The following is a 15,594-nucleotide window of genomic DNA, read 5'->3' as shown; positions in this document are numbered from 1 at the left end:
CGACCGAGGCGTCCGACATGTGATTAGATGCACGAGTCATGACCGACGGATCGGCGCGCTGGCGCGCCCTCGTCCTGCTTTCTCTCGCCGAGATGCTGGCGCTGTCGCTCTGGTTCAGCGCCTCCGCGGTCCTGCCCGCGCTGTCGCGTGAGTGGGCGCTCGGCGACGGCGGACGCGCCGGGCTCACCATCGCGGTGCAGGCCGGCTTCATCGTCGGGACTCTGCTCGCCGCGCTCGCCAATCTGCCCGACGTGCTGCCCTCGCGCTCGCTCATGCGGTGGGGCGCGCTGGCCGCCGCCGCGGTGAACGCGGCGCTGGCGCTCTGGGCCGACCACCTCGGCTCCGCCCTGGCGCTCCGCTTCCTCACCGGCGTGTTCCTCGCCGGCACCTATCCGCCCGCGATGAAGATCGCGGCCACGTGGTTCCGCGAGGGCCGCGGGCTCGCCATCGGGCTGCTGGTCGCCGCGCTCACCGTCGGCTCGGCCACGCCGCATCTCATCCGCGGCCTCACCGAGCTGCCGTGGCGGCACACCCTGCTCGCGGCCTCGGCGCTGGGCGTCCTGGCCGCGCTGGTCGTCACCCGCGTGACCGAGGGCCCCTACCGCTTCCCGCCCGCCCGCTTCGACGTGCGCATGGCCACGGCCGTGCTGCGCGAGCGGGGCGCGCGCCTGGCCTGCCTCGGCTACTTCGGCCACATGTGGGAGCTGTACGCGATGTGGACGTGGCTGGCCGCGTTCCTGGCCGCGAGCGTGGAGGCCCGCGGCGGCGGTGGGTACGCGGGTCTCAATGCCAGCGAGGCCACCTTCGTGTGTGTCGGCCTGGCGGGCGGCCTCGGCGCCTACGCGGGGGGCGCCCTCGCCGACCGCTGGGGCCGGACCACGCTGACCATCGCCGCGATGGCCTTCTCCGGGCTCTGCGCGGTCCTCATCGGCTTCACCTTCGGCGGGCCGCCCGTGATCACCCTGGTCGTCGCGATCGTCTGGGGCGTCACCGTCATCGCGGACTCCGCCCAGTTCTCGACCGCGGTGACCGAGCTGGCGCCCGCCGCCTACGTGGGCACCGCGCTCACCACGCAGACCTGCCTCGGCTTCGCGCTCACCATGGCCTCGATCTGGGCCATTCCGCCGGCGGTGAGTCTGGTAGGCTGGCGCTGGGCCTTCGCGATGCTCGCGGTCGGTCCCGCCCTGGGCGTGCTGGCCATGGCCCGGCTCCGGGCGCTGCCCGAGGCCAGCCTCATGGCCGGAGGCCGCCGCTGATGGCCGGCGCGTCGCGGGAGGAGACGACGATGAAGACGACGAGAGGCTCGGTTCTGCTTGCGGCCATCCTGGCGCTGGCCACGCTCGGGCCGTCCGGCCCGGCGGCGGCGCTCAGCGCCACCGCCACGGTCGACTCGCGGATCCGTCTCGACTGGCAGGTCGGCACCGGACGCGGCGGGCGGCCGCTCATCCTGGGCTACGTCTACAACGACTACGGTCGGCCGGCCAGTGACGTGGTCCTCTACGTGGAGAGCCTCGACGGCTCCGGGGCCGTCGTCGGCCACACCTACGGCTTCATCCGTGGCGTGGTGCAGATCACGGATCGCGCGTACTTCGAGATACCGGTGAGGGCGGCCGGCGCGTCCTACCGCGTGTCGGTGACCGCGCTGGACTGGAAGGGCGGCGGCGGGGCCGGGATGTAGCTAGGTGACCTTGCTGTAAACGCCCGGCGGGATCACCCGATATACCGGGAGCGGCTGCGAGACGTTCTTGAACGTTCGCTCCCCGAGCGACTCCAGGACGAACAGGCTCGCGATCCGCTCCGCGGTCACCGCGCCCACCACGATGTCGCCGCCCTCCGCCGCTCCCGCGAAGCGCGCGGCCAGGTTGGTGGTGGGCCCGGTGGCGGTGAAGGTCCAGCGCTGGGAGCCGGCCCCGCTCAGCTTGGTCGCGCCCACCAGCGCGGTGCCGGTGTTGATCCCCATGTGCAGCGCGATGGCCGGGAACACCCCCGCGTACTCGTCGTTGAGCGCGGCGGTCCTCTGGCGGATGGCGAAGGCGGCCCGGGTGGCGTTCAGCGCGTGGTCCTCGTCGCCGCTCTGCTCCCCGCGCCGCTGCCGCTGGAAGATCACCATCAGCCCGTCGCCCGCGGTCTCGTTCACGTCGCCGTGGTGCTGGCGGATGATCTCGAGGAAGCTCGAGAAGTAGGTCTGCACGAGCTGGTTCAGCCGCTTGGCCTCGAGCTGCTCGCTGAGCCGGGTGTAGCCTGCGATGTCGAGGAAGAGCACCGAGACCTCCTCGTTGCGCTTCTCGAGGCTGGTGGCGGTGGGGTCGCGCTCGAGCAGCTCCTTCACCGCGTCCGGCACGAACTTGGACAGCTCGCCCTTGAGCTGCTCCAGCACCTCGAGCCGCTGGCGAGAGGCCTGCAGGTTCTCCAGCGCGGTGGCCAGCTCGGTGTTGCGGGAGGCCAGGTCCTGCTGCGCCTTGGCCAGGTGCGAGGTCATGTCGTTCAAGGCCTGGCCCAGCTCGGCTACCTCGTCGCCCGAGCGGGTCGGGGCCCGCACCGCGAAGTCGCCCTCGCCGATGCGCCGGGCCACCGTGGCCAGCTCGTGGATCGGGCGCACCACCACCTGGCGCATGGCCACCGCGAGCACCGCGGCCGCGGCCACGATGGTGAGGAGCCCGATCATGATCTGGCGGTTGCGCTGCATGCGCACCTCGGCCATGACCGGCTCCATCGAGGTGGCGGCCTGGATCACCGCCCGCACCTTGTGGTCGGAGCCGTGGCAGCCCTGGCAGCGCTCCTGGTTCGGGATGGGCTGGTAGACCGTGAAGACGGTGGCCCCGTCGTGCGATTCGAGCGCCTCCTGGGTCTGCAGGGTCTCGAGCGCGCGGGTGAAGAGCGGACCGGCCATGGTGCGGCCGGGCTCGCGCTTCATTTTCATGATCGAGGCCATCACCCCCTGGGGCAGCTCGGCCTCCTTGGAGACCTCGCGCAGGGTGGCGAGGTCGGTGAACGCCTCGACGCCGTTGCGGCGATAGACCACGAGCCCCTGCACCAGCTTCGAGCCCCGCAGGTCGTCGATGAGGCCGCGGGTGATGTCCGGCCGCTCCGAGAGCATCGCGGTCTCGATGCTCGACACCAGGGTGCCGATGAGCTGGCGCGCCGCCATCTTGTTCTGCTCGACCAGGAGCGCGCTCTCGCGCTGGATGGTGAGGATGGTGGACACGCCGAAGCCGATGACCAGGACCAGGATGATGAGGACGGTGATCCGCGCGGTGAGGCGCACCCGCACGGCCGGGCCCGTCACACCCGCGAGACGCGGCCGGCCCAGTAGGGCTCGCGCAGCTGCCGCTTCAGCAGCTTGCCCGCCGCGTCGCGCGGGAACACTTCGTGGAAGGACACCTCGCGCGGCACCTTGTAGCCGGCCATGTGCAGCCGGCAGAACGCGGCGATCTCGTCCGCGGTGAGGGTCTCGTCGGGCCGCACGTGCAGCGCGGCGTGCACGCGCTCGCCCCATTCCTCGTCGGGCACGCCGAAGACCGCGGCGTCCAGGACCTTGGGATGGCGATGCAGCACGTCCTCGATCTCGGCCGGATAGATGTTGACGCCCGCCGAGATGATCATGTCGCGCTTGCGGTCGCAGATGTAGTAGAAGCCGTCGGCGTCCACGTAGGCCACGTCGCCGACGCTGTACCACTCGCCACGGTGCATCCGCGCGGTCGCCTCCGGATCGCGGTAGTACTCGTCGAGGATCCCCGGGCCGCGGCGCACGAACAGCTCGCCGGGCTGGCCCGGCGGCACCGGCCGGCCGTCGTCGTCGAGCAGCGCGATCTCCTTGCCCGGCGCGGCCCGGCCGCACGAGCCCGGCTTGCGCAGCACGTCCTCGGGCTTGAGGATCGTGTTCACCCCCAGCTCGCTCGAGCCGTAGAACTCGTAGAGGGCGGGCCCGAAGCAGGCCACCACCGCCTCCTTGACGCTCATCGGGCACGGGGCCGCCGCCATGATGATGGCGCGCATCGAGGAGACGTCGTAGCGCGCCCGGATCTCCTTGGGCAGCTCGACGATCCGCTTGAGCAGCGTGGGCGCCATGAAGGTGCTGCTGCAGCGATGGCGGGCGATCTGGGCGAGCGCCTGCTCGGGATCGAACTTCGGCATGATGACGACGGTGGCCCCGACCAGGTGCGCGTAGAGGGCCAGCCCGCCGGGCGCCGAGTGGTACATGGGCCCGGCCACCAGGTGGACGTGCCCGGGATCCAGCAGGTCGAGCGCCCGCAGCGTGTCCATCAGATCTTGCGGGTTCACGCCGCGCCGGAGGGCGCCCTTCGGCCGGCCGGTGGTGCCCCCGGTGTAGATGATGGACGCGCCGAAGCCCGGACCGCCGGGCGGCTCGACGTGATCCGGCCGGCCCGACGCGATCAGGTCGTCGACGTGGCTGGCCCACGGCCGGCGCTCCGCGCCGAGGAGAATCCACTGCCGCACCTTCTTCGCCTCGCTCCGCACCGCCTCGACCATCGGCACGAAACGGTCGCTCACCAGCACCGCCAGCGCGTCGGAATGATCGAGGATGTAGAGGACCTCCTCGGCCACCAGCCGATGATTCATCGGGGCGGGGATCAGCCCGGCGGCCCGCGCGGCCGCGCTGGCCAGATAGTGCTCGAGGGAGTTCTCGGCGTATACGATGACGTGGCCGCCGGTGGGCAGCCCGAGGCCGACCAGCCCGTGGCCGAGCCGGTTCCGCCGGGAGACGAGCTCGGCCCAGCTCCAGACACGCTCGCCTTCGATGAGCGCGGGCTTGTCGGGGTGCCGGGCGGCGTGCGCGGCGAGGACATCCATCGCGATGCGTGTGTAACATGAATCGGGCGGGGGCGGCAACGGCCGCGCGTTTCACGGGCGCGGGCCCGCCGGGGTCAGAGGGTCAACCCGATCGACGCGAGGAGGCGAACCATGGCGGCGGACCGATCGTACGTGACGGAGAACCAGGCACAGCTCACGCGGCTCGAGACGCTGGTGGCCCGGCTGAGCGATCAGGACCTGGCGCGCCCGATGGACGCGGGCTGGACGGTGTCGGGCGTGCTGGCCCATCTCGCCTTCTGGGACTACCGTATCGTGGTGCTGCTGGACGGCTGGGGCACCGACGGACACGGAACCGCGCCGCCCGCCTTCGGCGAGAGCTCGGTGGACTGGGTCAACGACGCGGGCAAGCCGCTCTGCCTGGCCCTGCCCCCGCGCGAGGCCGCCCGCCTCGCCGTCGCGGCGGGGAAGGCCGCGGATCAGCGCGTGGCCGGCCTCTCCGAGGCCCTGATCGCCGCGAACGCGGCCGCCGGCAATCCAATCAACGTGCACCGGGCCGAGCACCGGCGCGAGCACCTCGACGAGATCGACCGGGCGCTGTCGCGGCGCTAGTCGAAGCGGGCGCGTGTCCATCCGGCTGGTCGCCTTCGATCTCGATGGGACGCTGATCCGCGGGCCGAATGCCCTGGCGGTGATGGGCGCGGCCCTCGGCCATCCGGAATGGGAACAACAGATGGAGATCCTGTCGATGCGCGGCGTGTCGGCCGCCGTGATGGCCGAGCGCGTCGCCCCCTGGCGACGGTTGTCGCGCACCGAGCTCGGCCGTGCCTCGGCAGGCGCGCTCCTCGCTCCGGGCGTCGAGCAGGCATTTGTCCTCCTGCACCGTCGAGGCGTGAGCACCGCGATCGTCTCGCTCGCGTGGGATTTCCACGTCGAATGGTTCGCGAACCGCTTCGGCGCCGCTCACTGGGGAGCCACGCGTCTGGAGCCCGACGGGACGGTCGTCCCGTTGTGGCCCGAGGACAAGGGTCCGTGGCTCGAGCGATTGATGGCCGCCGAGGGCGTGGGCCGGCACGAGGTCACCGCGGTCGGTGATAGTCCTCGCGACGCCTCGCTGCTCCAGGCGGCCGGTCACGCGTTCTACGTCGGTCTCGACCGCCCGCCGGACCTCGGTCACGTCCGGCACTGTCCGCACGGCGATCTTTCCGCCATCGCGCGTGCGATCCTCGCGCTGTGAGGCGGATCGGCCAACCGCTACCAGCCGGTGTAGATCCCCTCGCGGGTGGTGGGCTGGTCGCCGGTGGCGCGGTCCCACTGCTTCTGCATCACGATCTGGTAGAGCCCGATGGACCCGCTGGTGAAGGCGACCGACGAGCACGTGAGGTAGAGGAGCCAGGTCCGGTAGATCTGCTCGCCCACGATGGCGCGCGCCTCGTCGGCCCGGGCCTTCAAGCGCTCGGCCCAGTGGCGGCAGGTTCGCGCGTAGTGCTTGCGCAGGTTCTCCAGGTCGAGCAGCTCCCACCCCGCGCGCTCCATCTCGGTGAGCGTCTCGGTCACCCCGGAGAGGTCACCGTTGGGGAACACGTGACGGTACAGGAAGTCGGTCTGGCTCGTGCGCTCCCAGTGGAACTCGTGGTGGATGCCGTGGTTGAGGTAGAGGCCGCCGTCCACCAGCATCTCCTTCACGCGTCCGAAGAACGCGGGATAGTTCGGGATGCCGACGTGCTCGATCACCCCGATCGCCGCGATCTTGTCGTAGCGGGCGTCGGGGGGCAGGTCGCGCACGTCCCGGTACTCGACGAGGCAGCGGCCCTCGAGTCCCTCGCGCTTGATCCGCGCCGCGGCCCACTCCGCCTGCCGGCGCGACAGTGTCACCCCGTGGGCCCGGACGCCGTAGTGCTGGGCGGCCCAGATGCTGAAGCCGCCCCAGCCGCAGCCGATGTCGAGCACGCGCTCGCCCGGCTGCAGGCGCAGCTTGCGGCAGACCAGGTCGAGCTTGTCGGCCTGCGCCTGCTCGAGCTTGCCGTCCGGATCGCGATAGTAGGCGCAGGTGTAGACCATCAGCGGGTCGAGGAAGAGGGCGTAGAAGTCGTTGGAGACGTCGTAGTGGTGCGCGATGGACCTGGCGTCGTACTCCTTGGACCGGGGGCGTCGCGTCATGAGGCGACCTCTCGCATGCCGAAGATGGAGTCGAAGACGATGCGCCGCCGCGCCGCCTCGGAGCCGACGATCACCCGCACCCCGAGGCGCGCCAGCGAGTCGGGCAGGCCCGAGAGCTTGCGGGAGAGCCAGCCGAGCTCGCCGGGACCATAGCGCTCCACGATCTGCCGCGCGTAGCCGTCGAGCGGCGTGCCGAGCCGGATCAGCCCGGCCACCGCCTCCGCGGCCAGCCGTCCGCTGCGGATCGCGGGGCCGATCCCCTCGCCCGACATGTCGCGCGCCAGCCCCGCCGCGTCGCCGATGAGACAGAAACGGGCGCCGTGCAGGCGCCGCGGGGCCCGGCGGCGCACCACGTAGGAATGCCCCTTGAATGGCTCGATCGCCAGCCCGTCGGGCAGGCGGCCGGAGGCGCGCAGCGCGGTCAGCAGCGCCTCGCGCCGGCGCGGCAGGCTGCCGTCGCTGCCCCGGGTGCAGCCCACCCCGATGTTGACGAAGTCGCGCTTCGGGAAGTACCAGCCGTAGCCGCGCAGGTCGGGCTCCAGGTACAGCTCCGGCGCGCGCAGGAACGGCTCGAGGCGCTCGGTCCACCGAGGCGACAGGCGCGTCTCGCTCTCCTGCGCCACCACCACCTCCTCGCGCTCGTCCACCTCACCGAGCGCGCGGGCCACCGGACAGCGGTGGCCGCCCGCGCCGATCACCGCGGACGCCTCGAAGGCGGCGCGGTCGGTCTCGACCCGTACCCGGTCGGCCCGCTCGCTGACGCCGGTGACCCGGATGCCCCAGCGCACGTCGGCCCCCGCGGCGGCGGCGCGCTCGAGCAGGTAGTGGTCGAACTCGCGCCGGATGATGCCGTAGCTGGTCGGACGCCGCCAGCCCGTCTCGTGGCGCGAGCCCGCGAACTCGAGCACGCAGCGGTCGAAGGGCTGGATGGTCAGCGGGTACTTGTCGGGGTCCACCTCGAGGTCGGCGAGCGCTTCCGGCGTCACCCACCCGGCGCAGATCTTCACGCGGGGGAAGACCGCCGCGTCGAGCACGAGGGGCCGGAGCCCCGCGCCGGCAAGCCGCCAGGCCGCGGTGCTGCCGCCGGGCCCTCCGCCGACCACGATCACGTCGTGATCCATCACCGCCTCCACAGCGACAGGAAGATGGACAGCTTCCGGAACGGCGTGACCTGGAGGCTCTCCACCGCGTTCGCCACCTCCATCGTGGCGAAGAGGTCGCCCTCGAGATCGAGCCGGCTCTGCACGTACGCCTCCGCGAAATTGTACGGCGAGGGATCGCGGATCAGCGAGAGGAAGGTTTCCGGGCTCTTGATGACCGCGGTGCACACCGGGGCGCGGGCGCCGAAGCGCACCTCCTGGCCGTCCCACAGCCGGAAGGCGAACGACGCGGGCAGTCCGCCGAAGACCTCTCGGAGGATGGCGGCGGCGCGCCCGGGGGTCGGCGTCGGTAGGAGCGAGCCCAGCATCAGCCGCGGATGGTCTTCATGACGTCGGGGTTCTCGAAGGCACGCCTGGGCTCCCCTTCGAAGATGATCTCGCCGCGGTCGATCGCGTACAGCCGGTCGGCGACCCGCGAGGCGGTCATCAGGTTGGACTCCGCGATCAGCAGCGAGATGCCCATCGCCTTGATCTGCTTCACCGCGTCGATGAACCGGCTGACCACCACCGGGGCCAGGCCCTCGAAGGGCTCGTCCAGGAGCAGGATCGACGGCGACAGGGTCATGGCACGGCCGATGGCCACCATCTTCTTCTGCCCGCCCGAGAGGTAGAGACCCCGACGGCCGGTGAACTGGGCGATCTCCGGGAAGAGCGCGAGCACCCGCTCGTCGATGCCGTTGTCGCCCCGCACCGGCTTGCCGGCCGCGCGGGCCAGCGACTGGCTGATCAGGAAGTTCTCGGCCACCGTGAGGTCCGGGAAGATCCCGGCGTCCTCCGGGGAGTAGCCAATCCCGGAGAGCGCGCGCCGGTGCGTGGCGAGCTTCGTGATGTCGCGTCCGCCGAAGACGATGCGCCCGCTCCGGATGGCCAGGAGTCCCATGATGCTGTCGATGGTGGTGGTCTTGCCCGCGCCGTTGCGGCCGACCAGGCAGACCGACTCGCGATCGGCGACCGCCATCGACAGATTGCGGAGCACCTGGGCGGGGCCGCGGAAGACGTTCAGCCGCTCGAGCTCGAGCATGCGGGTCAGGTCGCCTGGGTGCCGAGCAGGTTGGCGGTGACCTGCGGGTTGTTGCGGATCTCGTCGGGGGTGCCGTCGGCCAGGATGCCGCCCTGGTGCATCGCGACGATCCGCGGACAGTAGGTGAAGACCACGTCCATGTCGTGCTCGACGATCACCGCGGTGATGCCGCCCGAGCGCACCACCTGGCTGATGATGTCCATGATCGGAGTCTTCTCGCGCGTGCTGACTCCGCTGGTCGGCTCGTCCAGGAAGAGCAGCTTGGGCCGCAGCGCATAGGCCACCGCCACGTCCAGCAGCTTGCGCTCGCCCTGGGACAGCCCGCCCGCGGACATCCCGGCCCGGCTCACCAGCCCGAAGTCCCGGAGCACCGCGGCGGATTCGTCGCGGACCTCTCGGTCAGAAGCCGCGAGGGAAAGCAGCCGCCGCGTGCGGCCCTGCCGCGAGAAGATGGCCAGGGCCACGTTGTCCTGCACGCTCAGCTGGTCGAACAGGTTGACCAGCTGGAAGCTCCGCGCGATGCCCAGCTCGATCTTCCGGTGGATGGACGCGCGCGTGATGTCGTGCCCCTCGAACTCGACCACCCCCGAGTCGGGTGGGATGAGGCCGCTGATCAAGTTGATGAGGGTCGTCTTGCCCGCCCCGTTGGAACCGATGAGGGCCAGCACCTCGCCCGCGCTGACCCGGAAGTCCACGTGGTCGACCGCGTGGGTGTCCCCGAAGGACTTGGCGAGCCCGCTCGTCTTGAGGATGTCCACGCTCAGGCCGCCTCCACCTTGGCCGGCCGCAGGGCCAGCCGTCGCAGGGTGCCGACGATGCCCGCGGGGAGCGCCAGCACGAGGACCACCAGCACGATGCCCAGGACCATCTGCCAGTACACGGTGTGGCCCACCGCGTAGGTCTCGAGGTAGTTGTAGATGACCGCGCCCACGATGGGGCCGAAGAAGGTCTGGAAGCCGCCCAGCACCGTGAAGAACACCATCTTGCCCGAGAAGGTCCAGTGCAGGATGTCGGGCGTGGTGAGCCCGTTGAGCGGCACCCACAGCGCCCCCGCGATGCCGGTGAAGACGCCGGAGATGACGAAGGCCACCCAGCGATAGTGCCAGACCTGCACGCCGACGAACTCGGCGCGCGTCTCGTTGTCGCGAATGGCCTGGAGCGCCTTGCCGAAGGGGGAGTGCACGATGACCCACATCACGGCCACGCAGATCACGAACATCGCGAGCACGTAATAGTAGTAGCGGTGCGAGAGGAACTCGAACTTGTCGTTGCCGGCCCGGACGTAGCCGCCGAGCAGCGTGGGGGTGGGCACCCGCAGGCCGTCGCTGCCGCCGGTCACCCAGAAGAACTTGAAGGCGAGGCTCCACAGCACCTGGGACAGGGCCATGGTCAGGATGCCGAAGAAGATCCGAGTGTAGCGGACGCAGAGCAGCCCGAAGAGCGCGGCGATCGCGCCCGAGGCCACGATGCCGCCCAGCACGAAGGCCTCCATCGAGTCGAGCTTGGCGTACTTCACGATGAAGGCGACCGCGTAGGCTCCCGCGCCGAAATAGGCGGAGTGGCCGAACGAGAGCAGGCCAGTGTAGCCCAGGAGCAGATTGAAGCCGAGGGCGGCGATCGCGAAGACGAGGCCGTAGGAGAGCAGCACGGTCTGGTACGGCGGGACCACGAACGGCAGCACGATCAGGGCGAGGAGAACCGGGGCGGACCAGGCGGCGACGCGAGCCGGCTGCGTGCCCACCGCGGTCACGCGCGTCCCAGGATGCCCGCGGGTCGCACCAGCAGCACGACCGCGGCCATCAGGTAGAGCACCGCCAGCTCGATCTCCGGGAAGAAGGTGATGCCCGCCTCGCGCACGATGCCGACCATCAGGGCCCCGATCAGCGCCCCCTCCAGGCTGCCCAGGCCGCCGATGACCACGACCACGAAGGCGAGGATCAGGGCGTCGACGCCCATGCCGAGCACCGCGCCCTGCTGCGGCACGATCACCGCGCCGCCGAGACCGGCCATGAAGCAGCCCAGCGTGAAGGCCTGCACGTAGACGCGGTTGACGTTGACGCCGAGGGCGGAGGCCATGCGCATGTTCTGGGAGGTCGCGCGCAGCACCACCCCGAACTGGGTCCGGTAGACGAAGGCCCAGAGCCCGGCCGCCGCGATGCCGCCGACCACGATGACGAGCAGGTTGTACGTCGGGTAGATCGACTCGCCGATGGTGAGGCTGCCGAGCGCCTCGTAGAGCGCGCTCACCTGCAGCGGGTACGGGCCCCACAGGAGCCGCATGAGGTCTTCCAGGATCAGGAGCAGGCCGAAGGTGATCAGCAGCTGATACTCCTCGGCGCGGCGGTACAGCGGCCGCAGCAGCGTCGGCTCGAGCAGGGCGCCCAGCGCCGCCGCCCCGAGCGCGCCCACCGGCAGCAACAGGTACAGCCACAGGCTCGCCTCGGTGGCGCCGCCGAGCGCGCGGCCGACCGCCCACGCGGTGACGTAGGCGCCGAAGGCGTAGAGGTTGCCGTGGGCCATGTTCACGATGCGCATGACCCCGTAGATGAGGCTCAGCCCGCCCGCGATCAGGAACATCACCGACGCGTACAGCAGCGCGTTGAGGAGGTGGACGACCAGGGTGTCCATCGGCCGATAAGATGCCCTACTTCATGGCGCGCCATCAACCCGGAACTGGGCCGTCGCGATCTCCGGCCCCACCAGGTTGTCGCCCAGGGCCAGCGCCACCAGCGCGGTGTAGCGGCCCGGCTTGAGCCGGCCCTTCAGGTCGATGATGAGGCGGGAGGCCTGGACCTCGCGCGAGACCCCCGCCGCCACCACCCCGCCGTCCGGGCCCAGGATCACGTAGCGGCAGACCGGCACGTCGACCTTGTCCTCGTCGGGGGAGCCCAGGGGCTCGCGGACGAGGCGGAAGTCCCGCAGGAACTTCTCGGTGCGCTCGATCTCCGCGCTCACCTCCAGCCGGTCGCCGCGCGCGGTGATGCGCGAGACGTAGGCACGCCGCGGGATCGCGAAGCGGTCGTAGCTCCCCACCCCGAGCGGATTGTTCATGTCGCGGAAGACCTGCAGGACCACCGCGCCCTCGGTCCACTTCTCGAGCTGATAGGGGCCGTTGGTGACCAGGTAGTGCCCCCGCCGCTGGGCGAACTGGCGGAGCGCCGCCCAGCGTGTCTGCGCCTCGTCGGCGCCCACCAGCCGCCGGAGCGGCTCCGGGATGTGGTTGGCACCGGCGAGGCCGTCCAGCACGCGCCCCAGCTCCTCCCGCGTGCGGGCATCGCGCGCGAGGTCGAGCCAGCGCACCCTGCGGCGCCTGGCCTCGGCGGCCGAGAAGGCGCCGACCCCGCGCCGCACCGCCTCCTCCATCAGCGCGGTCACGTGCCAGGGCACCGCGCTCCAGGGCGGAGCCAGCGCCGCGAGCTCCTGCGGATCGGTCGACCCGGTCTTGAGATAGACCTCGATCACCGGGATCACGTAGGTGAATGTGATGTCGCTGTAGCGCCGAACCTCGCTCTCCACGCCGACCAGGCGGACGGCGGCCAGCGCCGCGCGGGAGACCGCGGTGGCCGCGTCCACCGCCGGGTCGTAGTCGGCGGCGCCGGCGCGCCGCGTGCCCCAGCGCGCCGCGAAGCTGTACGGATAGAGCGCGTCCGCCGGCGTGACCCGCGTGTTGTCGTGAGCGGCCGAGCCCCAGAGCCGGTACGTGACCCGGGCGCGCGCCGTCTTGCCCTTGCCTACCGGCTGCAGCAGGCCCGTGCCCGGCTCGGGCAGCAGCGCGTCCTCGGGAATCTCGAGGCCGGCCGGTCCGGCGACCTGCACTCCGGCGGGCACCGCGCGATGCGGGACGGCGGAGGCCGCGTAGGGGGCGGGCAGCAGCGCGGGATCGCCCATCGCGGCCCAGATGAGGCGCCCGGCCGGGTCGGTGAAGCCCGCGACCGGGTTCCACGCCGCAACGGGCCGCGAGCCGATGGCGACTTTGAGCCAGCCGTTCCAGGGGAAGTCCTTGAGCTTCACCGTGCGCACGAAGATCTCGGAGTCGAAGCCGGCCTGGGAGTCCCAGGCGATGTTCTCCACGCCCTGGGAGAACTCGGAGTTGAACGGCTCGCGTCGGAGGGTGTAGCCGAGCACCGCGCGCTCGCAGCCGGCGGTCAGATGGGAGACGAGGCGTCGCTCGAGATCGGCGCGCTCGGCGGCGCCCGCGTAGGCCCCGGTCGTCAGCCGGCGATAGAGATCATCCGCGACCTGTCGGGCGGCGGGGTCGGCCATCGACGGCGACAGCAGGAGGTAGGCGTGGAACCATCCCTCCTTCGCCCACGGCGGGCCCGGGAACTCACCGGTCCCGATTCCCTGTGCGGCGAGCAGGGTCCGGAGATCGACCTCCTCGACGGCGACGGCGGGCTCTTTCGCCTCGGTCTTCTCCTTCGACTGCGCCAGCAGACGTTCGGCTACAACTCCGCGTAGGGACAGGCGTGGGGGCGGTCCGGCCGGCACGCCCTCGACGGCCTTCTTGGCAGCCTGGGCCAGGTCGTATTGCTGGAGGTAGTCGGCGTGATGGGGCGTGACCGGATACGGGTGCGCCACGAAGCCGGCTCGCGCGGCGCCGAGACGCTTGCCGATACGCTGGGCGGCCAGGCAGCGCGACTCGCCGGATGAGCCGGCCGCGGGCGTGGCGACCAGGTAGCCCTGGAGCGACTCGACTCCCGTCACGTTGGAGGGCAGACGCGAACCGGCGAAGGGATCGGCGCCGATGTAGGCGTGCAGGGTGCTGTTGCGGAGCTGGGCGGCCGCCGCGGCGGGCGTCAGCGTCTCGAGGCGGATCTCCTGCGGGTAGTAGCCCGGGTAGAACGGCAGCTCGTGCCCCGCATGCGCGGGTCGGGCGAGCAGCACGAGCAGGAGGAGGAGGCCGAGCGGGAGATGGAGGCGCTTGGCGATCTCGGCACCAGCCTCACCGCCTGCCCTGTCGCCGCCGGCCCCCTCCCGGCCCGCCGCCTCAGCACCCGCCCCCTCACCCTGCCCTCTCCCCCTCGCGGGGGAGAGGGAGAGGGGGGAGCGGCTCAGGCCTTGACCGTGGGCCAGGTCTTGTCGATCCAGGTGTAGGTCGAGGTCGGCTCACCCTTGGGCCAGCCGGGAGGCGCCGTGATGTTGCGGATCGGGATCGTGATGATGCGGGTCGGATCCAGGATCTGGAACGGATAGTCGGGCGAGTTGATGCTGAAGCCCGTCATCGCGTCCTTGTAGCCCTGGTGGGTGTCGGGACGGATGTAGACGTAGCCCGCCGGCCCGGGATGCATCATGCCCTCGAGCTGGCTGATGAGCGCGTCGTCGTCGGGCCAGCCGCCGGTCAGCCGGTTGGCCTTCTCCACCGCGGTCTTCAGCATGTACAGGGTGGAGTACGCGCCCTCGGACTGGAAGTTCGGGTACTCCTTCCACCGGTCGAAGTACTTCTTCACGAACTCGGTGTTGAGCGGCCAGCGATTGTTGGGCGGATAGTTGAAGTAGTAGTTGGAGTGCACGCCCGCGATGGCGCCCTCCGGATGATCCTTGCCGATCGCGTGGGGAGCGACCCCGAAGGCGATCGTGCTCGCGAACTTCATCTTCTTGAACATGTCGTAGCGGAGGGCCTGCTTGTAGAGCGCCACGTAGTCGCCACCCCACACCGACGACACCAGCAGATCCGGCTTCGAGGCGATGGCCTTCGTGATGTGCGAAGTGAAGTCGGTCGTCCCGAGCTTGGGCCAGCCCTCCGAGACGGTCTGGGCGCCCGGCACCATCTTCTTCATGACGATGTTGAAGTGGTCGAAGGCGTTGCGCCCGTAGGAGTAGTCGGGATGGATGTGGGCCATCCGCTTGATCGACTTGCCCCAGGTCATGGCCGCGGCCAGGGCGCAGGTCACGCCGTCGGCCGACTGGATGTTGGTGATGCGGAAGATGTAGTGCGGATTCGGCACCGCCTTGTCGAACAGGAAGTCGGTGCAGCCGTCGACGAAGATCGTGAGCATCTTCAGCTCTTCGGCCACCGGCCCGAGCGCGGGGGTGTTGCCGCTCGAGATGACGCCGGTGAAGAGGTCGGCTTTCTCGGAGAGCTTGAGCCGCCGCATCTCCTTCACGTTGGCGTCGGTGCCCGCGTTCTCGTCGGCCTTCAGCGTCTCGATCTTCCGCTTGCCGAGCAGGCCGCCCTGCGCGTTGATCTCCTCGGCGGCGAGCGTGTGCCCCTTGAAGGACGGCTCGCCCAGGACCGCGGCGGCGCCGGTGAAGAAGGTCATGTGGGCAATCTTGTACGGGGTGTCCGGGATGTTGCCCTTCGGCTGTGCGTGCGCCTGCGAGACGAGCGGCACCGCGGCCAGCGGCACGCCGGCGGCCGCCGCCGCGCCGGCGGCGGCCGTGCCGACGGTCACACCCAGACGGGCCAGGAAATCGCGCCGACTCACTTCTTGCGTCATGTGTCTGCCCTCCTCGTTGGGGGGACGGTAGGGAACCCCAGGTGCG

Annotated in this window: 15 protein-coding genes; 4 read left to right on the top strand and 11 right to left on the bottom strand. The window is 70.8% G+C overall.

Annotated features, from left to right (window positions below; translation table 11 throughout):
* The first annotated feature begins 38 nt into the window (after positions 1–38).
* Together VKN16_02610 and VKN16_02605 are read left to right on the top strand one after the other, a co-directional pair.
* Positions 39–1,256, top strand: coding sequence for an MFS transporter (locus VKN16_02610; GenBank protein ID HME93096.1), 1,218 nt, complete (start codon positions 39–41; stop codon positions 1,254–1,256).
* Between the two features lie 29 nt (positions 1,257–1,285).
* A complete protein-coding gene (locus tag VKN16_02605) occupies positions 1,286–1,678 on the top strand; it encodes a hypothetical protein (protein HME93095.1) in 393 nt (130 codons plus the stop codon).
* Here VKN16_02605 and VKN16_02600 read toward each other — a convergent pair whose 3' ends face one another.
* On the bottom strand, positions 1,679–3,286 hold the full coding sequence (locus VKN16_02600) for an adenylate/guanylate cyclase domain-containing protein (protein ID HME93094.1): 1,608 nt from the start codon (positions 3,284–3,286) through the stop codon (positions 1,679–1,681).
* Positions 3,283–4,812, bottom strand: coding sequence for an AMP-binding protein (locus tag VKN16_02595; protein ID HME93093.1), 1,530 nt, complete (start codon positions 4,810–4,812; stop codon positions 3,283–3,285). Before VKN16_02595 ends, VKN16_02600 begins: the two co-directional genes overlap by 4 nt.
* Positions 4,813–4,923: 111 nt before the next feature.
* Between VKN16_02595 and VKN16_02590 the strand changes: the two genes are divergently transcribed.
* The gene (locus VKN16_02590) at positions 4,924–5,382 is read left to right on the top strand and encodes a maleylpyruvate isomerase N-terminal domain-containing protein (GenBank protein HME93092.1); all 459 of its coding nucleotides are present in this window, start codon (positions 4,924–4,926) and stop codon (positions 5,380–5,382) included.
* 13 nt (positions 5,383–5,395) lie between these two features.
* Entirely contained in the window at positions 5,396–6,007 is a 612-nt protein-coding gene (locus VKN16_02585; protein HME93091.1) for a haloacid dehalogenase-like hydrolase, read from the top strand.
* 17 nt (positions 6,008–6,024) lie between these two features.
* Here the strand turns inward: VKN16_02585 and VKN16_02580 are convergent, their stop codons facing one another.
* From VKN16_02580 to VKN16_02540, 9 genes are all read right to left on the bottom strand, one after another.
* The gene (locus tag VKN16_02580) at positions 6,025–6,930 is read right to left on the bottom strand and encodes a cyclopropane-fatty-acyl-phospholipid synthase family protein (GenBank protein HME93090.1); all 906 of its coding nucleotides are present in this window, start codon (positions 6,928–6,930) and stop codon (positions 6,025–6,027) included.
* Complete coding sequence (locus VKN16_02575; protein HME93089.1) at positions 6,927–8,051, bottom strand: NAD(P)/FAD-dependent oxidoreductase; 1,125 nt, start codon at positions 8,049–8,051, stop codon at positions 6,927–6,929. Before VKN16_02575 ends, VKN16_02580 begins: the two co-directional genes overlap by 4 nt.
* The gene (locus VKN16_02570; GenBank protein ID HME93088.1) at positions 8,051–8,398 is read right to left on the bottom strand and encodes a hypothetical protein; all 348 of its coding nucleotides are present in this window, start codon (positions 8,396–8,398) and stop codon (positions 8,051–8,053) included. Before VKN16_02570 ends, VKN16_02575 begins: the two co-directional genes overlap by 1 nt.
* A complete protein-coding gene (locus VKN16_02565) occupies positions 8,398–9,111 on the bottom strand; it encodes an ABC transporter ATP-binding protein (protein ID HME93087.1) in 714 nt (237 codons plus the stop codon). Before VKN16_02565 ends, VKN16_02570 begins: the two co-directional genes overlap by 1 nt.
* A gap of 5 nt (positions 9,112–9,116) precedes the next feature.
* The gene (locus VKN16_02560) at positions 9,117–9,869 is read right to left on the bottom strand and encodes an ABC transporter ATP-binding protein (GenBank protein HME93086.1); all 753 of its coding nucleotides are present in this window, start codon (positions 9,867–9,869) and stop codon (positions 9,117–9,119) included.
* Positions 9,870–9,871: 2 nt separating this feature from the next.
* Entirely contained in the window at positions 9,872–10,861 is a 990-nt protein-coding gene (locus VKN16_02555; GenBank protein HME93085.1) for a branched-chain amino acid ABC transporter permease, read from the bottom strand.
* Positions 10,858–11,739 (bottom strand): branched-chain amino acid ABC transporter permease, encoded by an 882-nt coding sequence (locus tag VKN16_02550; protein HME93084.1) that lies wholly within the window; start codon positions 11,737–11,739, stop codon positions 10,858–10,860. Before VKN16_02550 ends, VKN16_02555 begins: the two co-directional genes overlap by 4 nt.
* Before the next feature lie 21 nt (positions 11,740–11,760).
* The gene (locus VKN16_02545; GenBank protein ID HME93083.1) at positions 11,761–13,995 is read right to left on the bottom strand and encodes a hypothetical protein; all 2,235 of its coding nucleotides are present in this window, start codon (positions 13,993–13,995) and stop codon (positions 11,761–11,763) included.
* Positions 13,996–14,162: 167 nt separating this feature from the next.
* Complete coding sequence (locus tag VKN16_02540; GenBank protein HME93082.1) at positions 14,163–15,548, bottom strand: ABC transporter substrate-binding protein; 1,386 nt, start codon at positions 15,546–15,548, stop codon at positions 14,163–14,165.
* Positions 15,549–15,594 lie beyond the last annotated feature (46 nt).

The organism is Candidatus Methylomirabilota bacterium (assembly GCA_035315345.1).
In the GTDB taxonomy this organism is placed as follows: domain Bacteria; phylum Methylomirabilota; class Methylomirabilia; order Rokubacteriales; family CSP1-6; genus CAMLFJ01.
This window is presented reverse-complemented; position numbering and strand designations above follow the sequence as displayed.

Bases quoted from the DNA above. Each gene is read 5' to 3' on its own strand.
- VKN16_02575 (HME93089.1), bottom strand. From the start codon at position 8,051: ATGGATCACGACGTGATCGTGGTCGGCGGAGGGCCCGGCGGCAGCACC.
- VKN16_02610 (HME93096.1), top strand. From the start codon at position 39: ATGACCGACGGATCGGCGCGCTGGCGCGCCCTCGTCCTGCTTTCTCTC.
- VKN16_02565 (HME93087.1), bottom strand. From the start codon at position 9,111: ATGCTCGAGCTCGAGCGGCTGAACGTCTTCCGCGGCCCCGCCCAGGTG.
- VKN16_02580 (HME93090.1), bottom strand. From the start codon at position 6,930: ATGACGCGACGCCCCCGGTCCAAGGAGTACGACGCCAGGTCCATCGCG.
- VKN16_02590 (HME93092.1), top strand. From the start codon at position 4,924: ATGGCGGCGGACCGATCGTACGTGACGGAGAACCAGGCACAGCTCACG.
- VKN16_02595 (HME93093.1), bottom strand. From the start codon at position 4,812: ATGGATGTCCTCGCCGCGCACGCCGCCCGGCACCCCGACAAGCCCGCG.
- VKN16_02570 (HME93088.1), bottom strand. From the start codon at position 8,398: ATGCTGGGCTCGCTCCTACCGACGCCGACCCCCGGGCGCGCCGCCGCC.
- VKN16_02540 (HME93082.1), bottom strand. From the start codon at position 15,548: ATGACGCAAGAAGTGAGTCGGCGCGATTTCCTGGCCCGTCTGGGTGTG.
- VKN16_02550 (HME93084.1), bottom strand. From the start codon at position 11,739: ATGGACACCCTGGTCGTCCACCTCCTCAACGCGCTGCTGTACGCGTCG.
- VKN16_02605 (HME93095.1), top strand. From the start codon at position 1,286: ATGAAGACGACGAGAGGCTCGGTTCTGCTTGCGGCCATCCTGGCGCTG.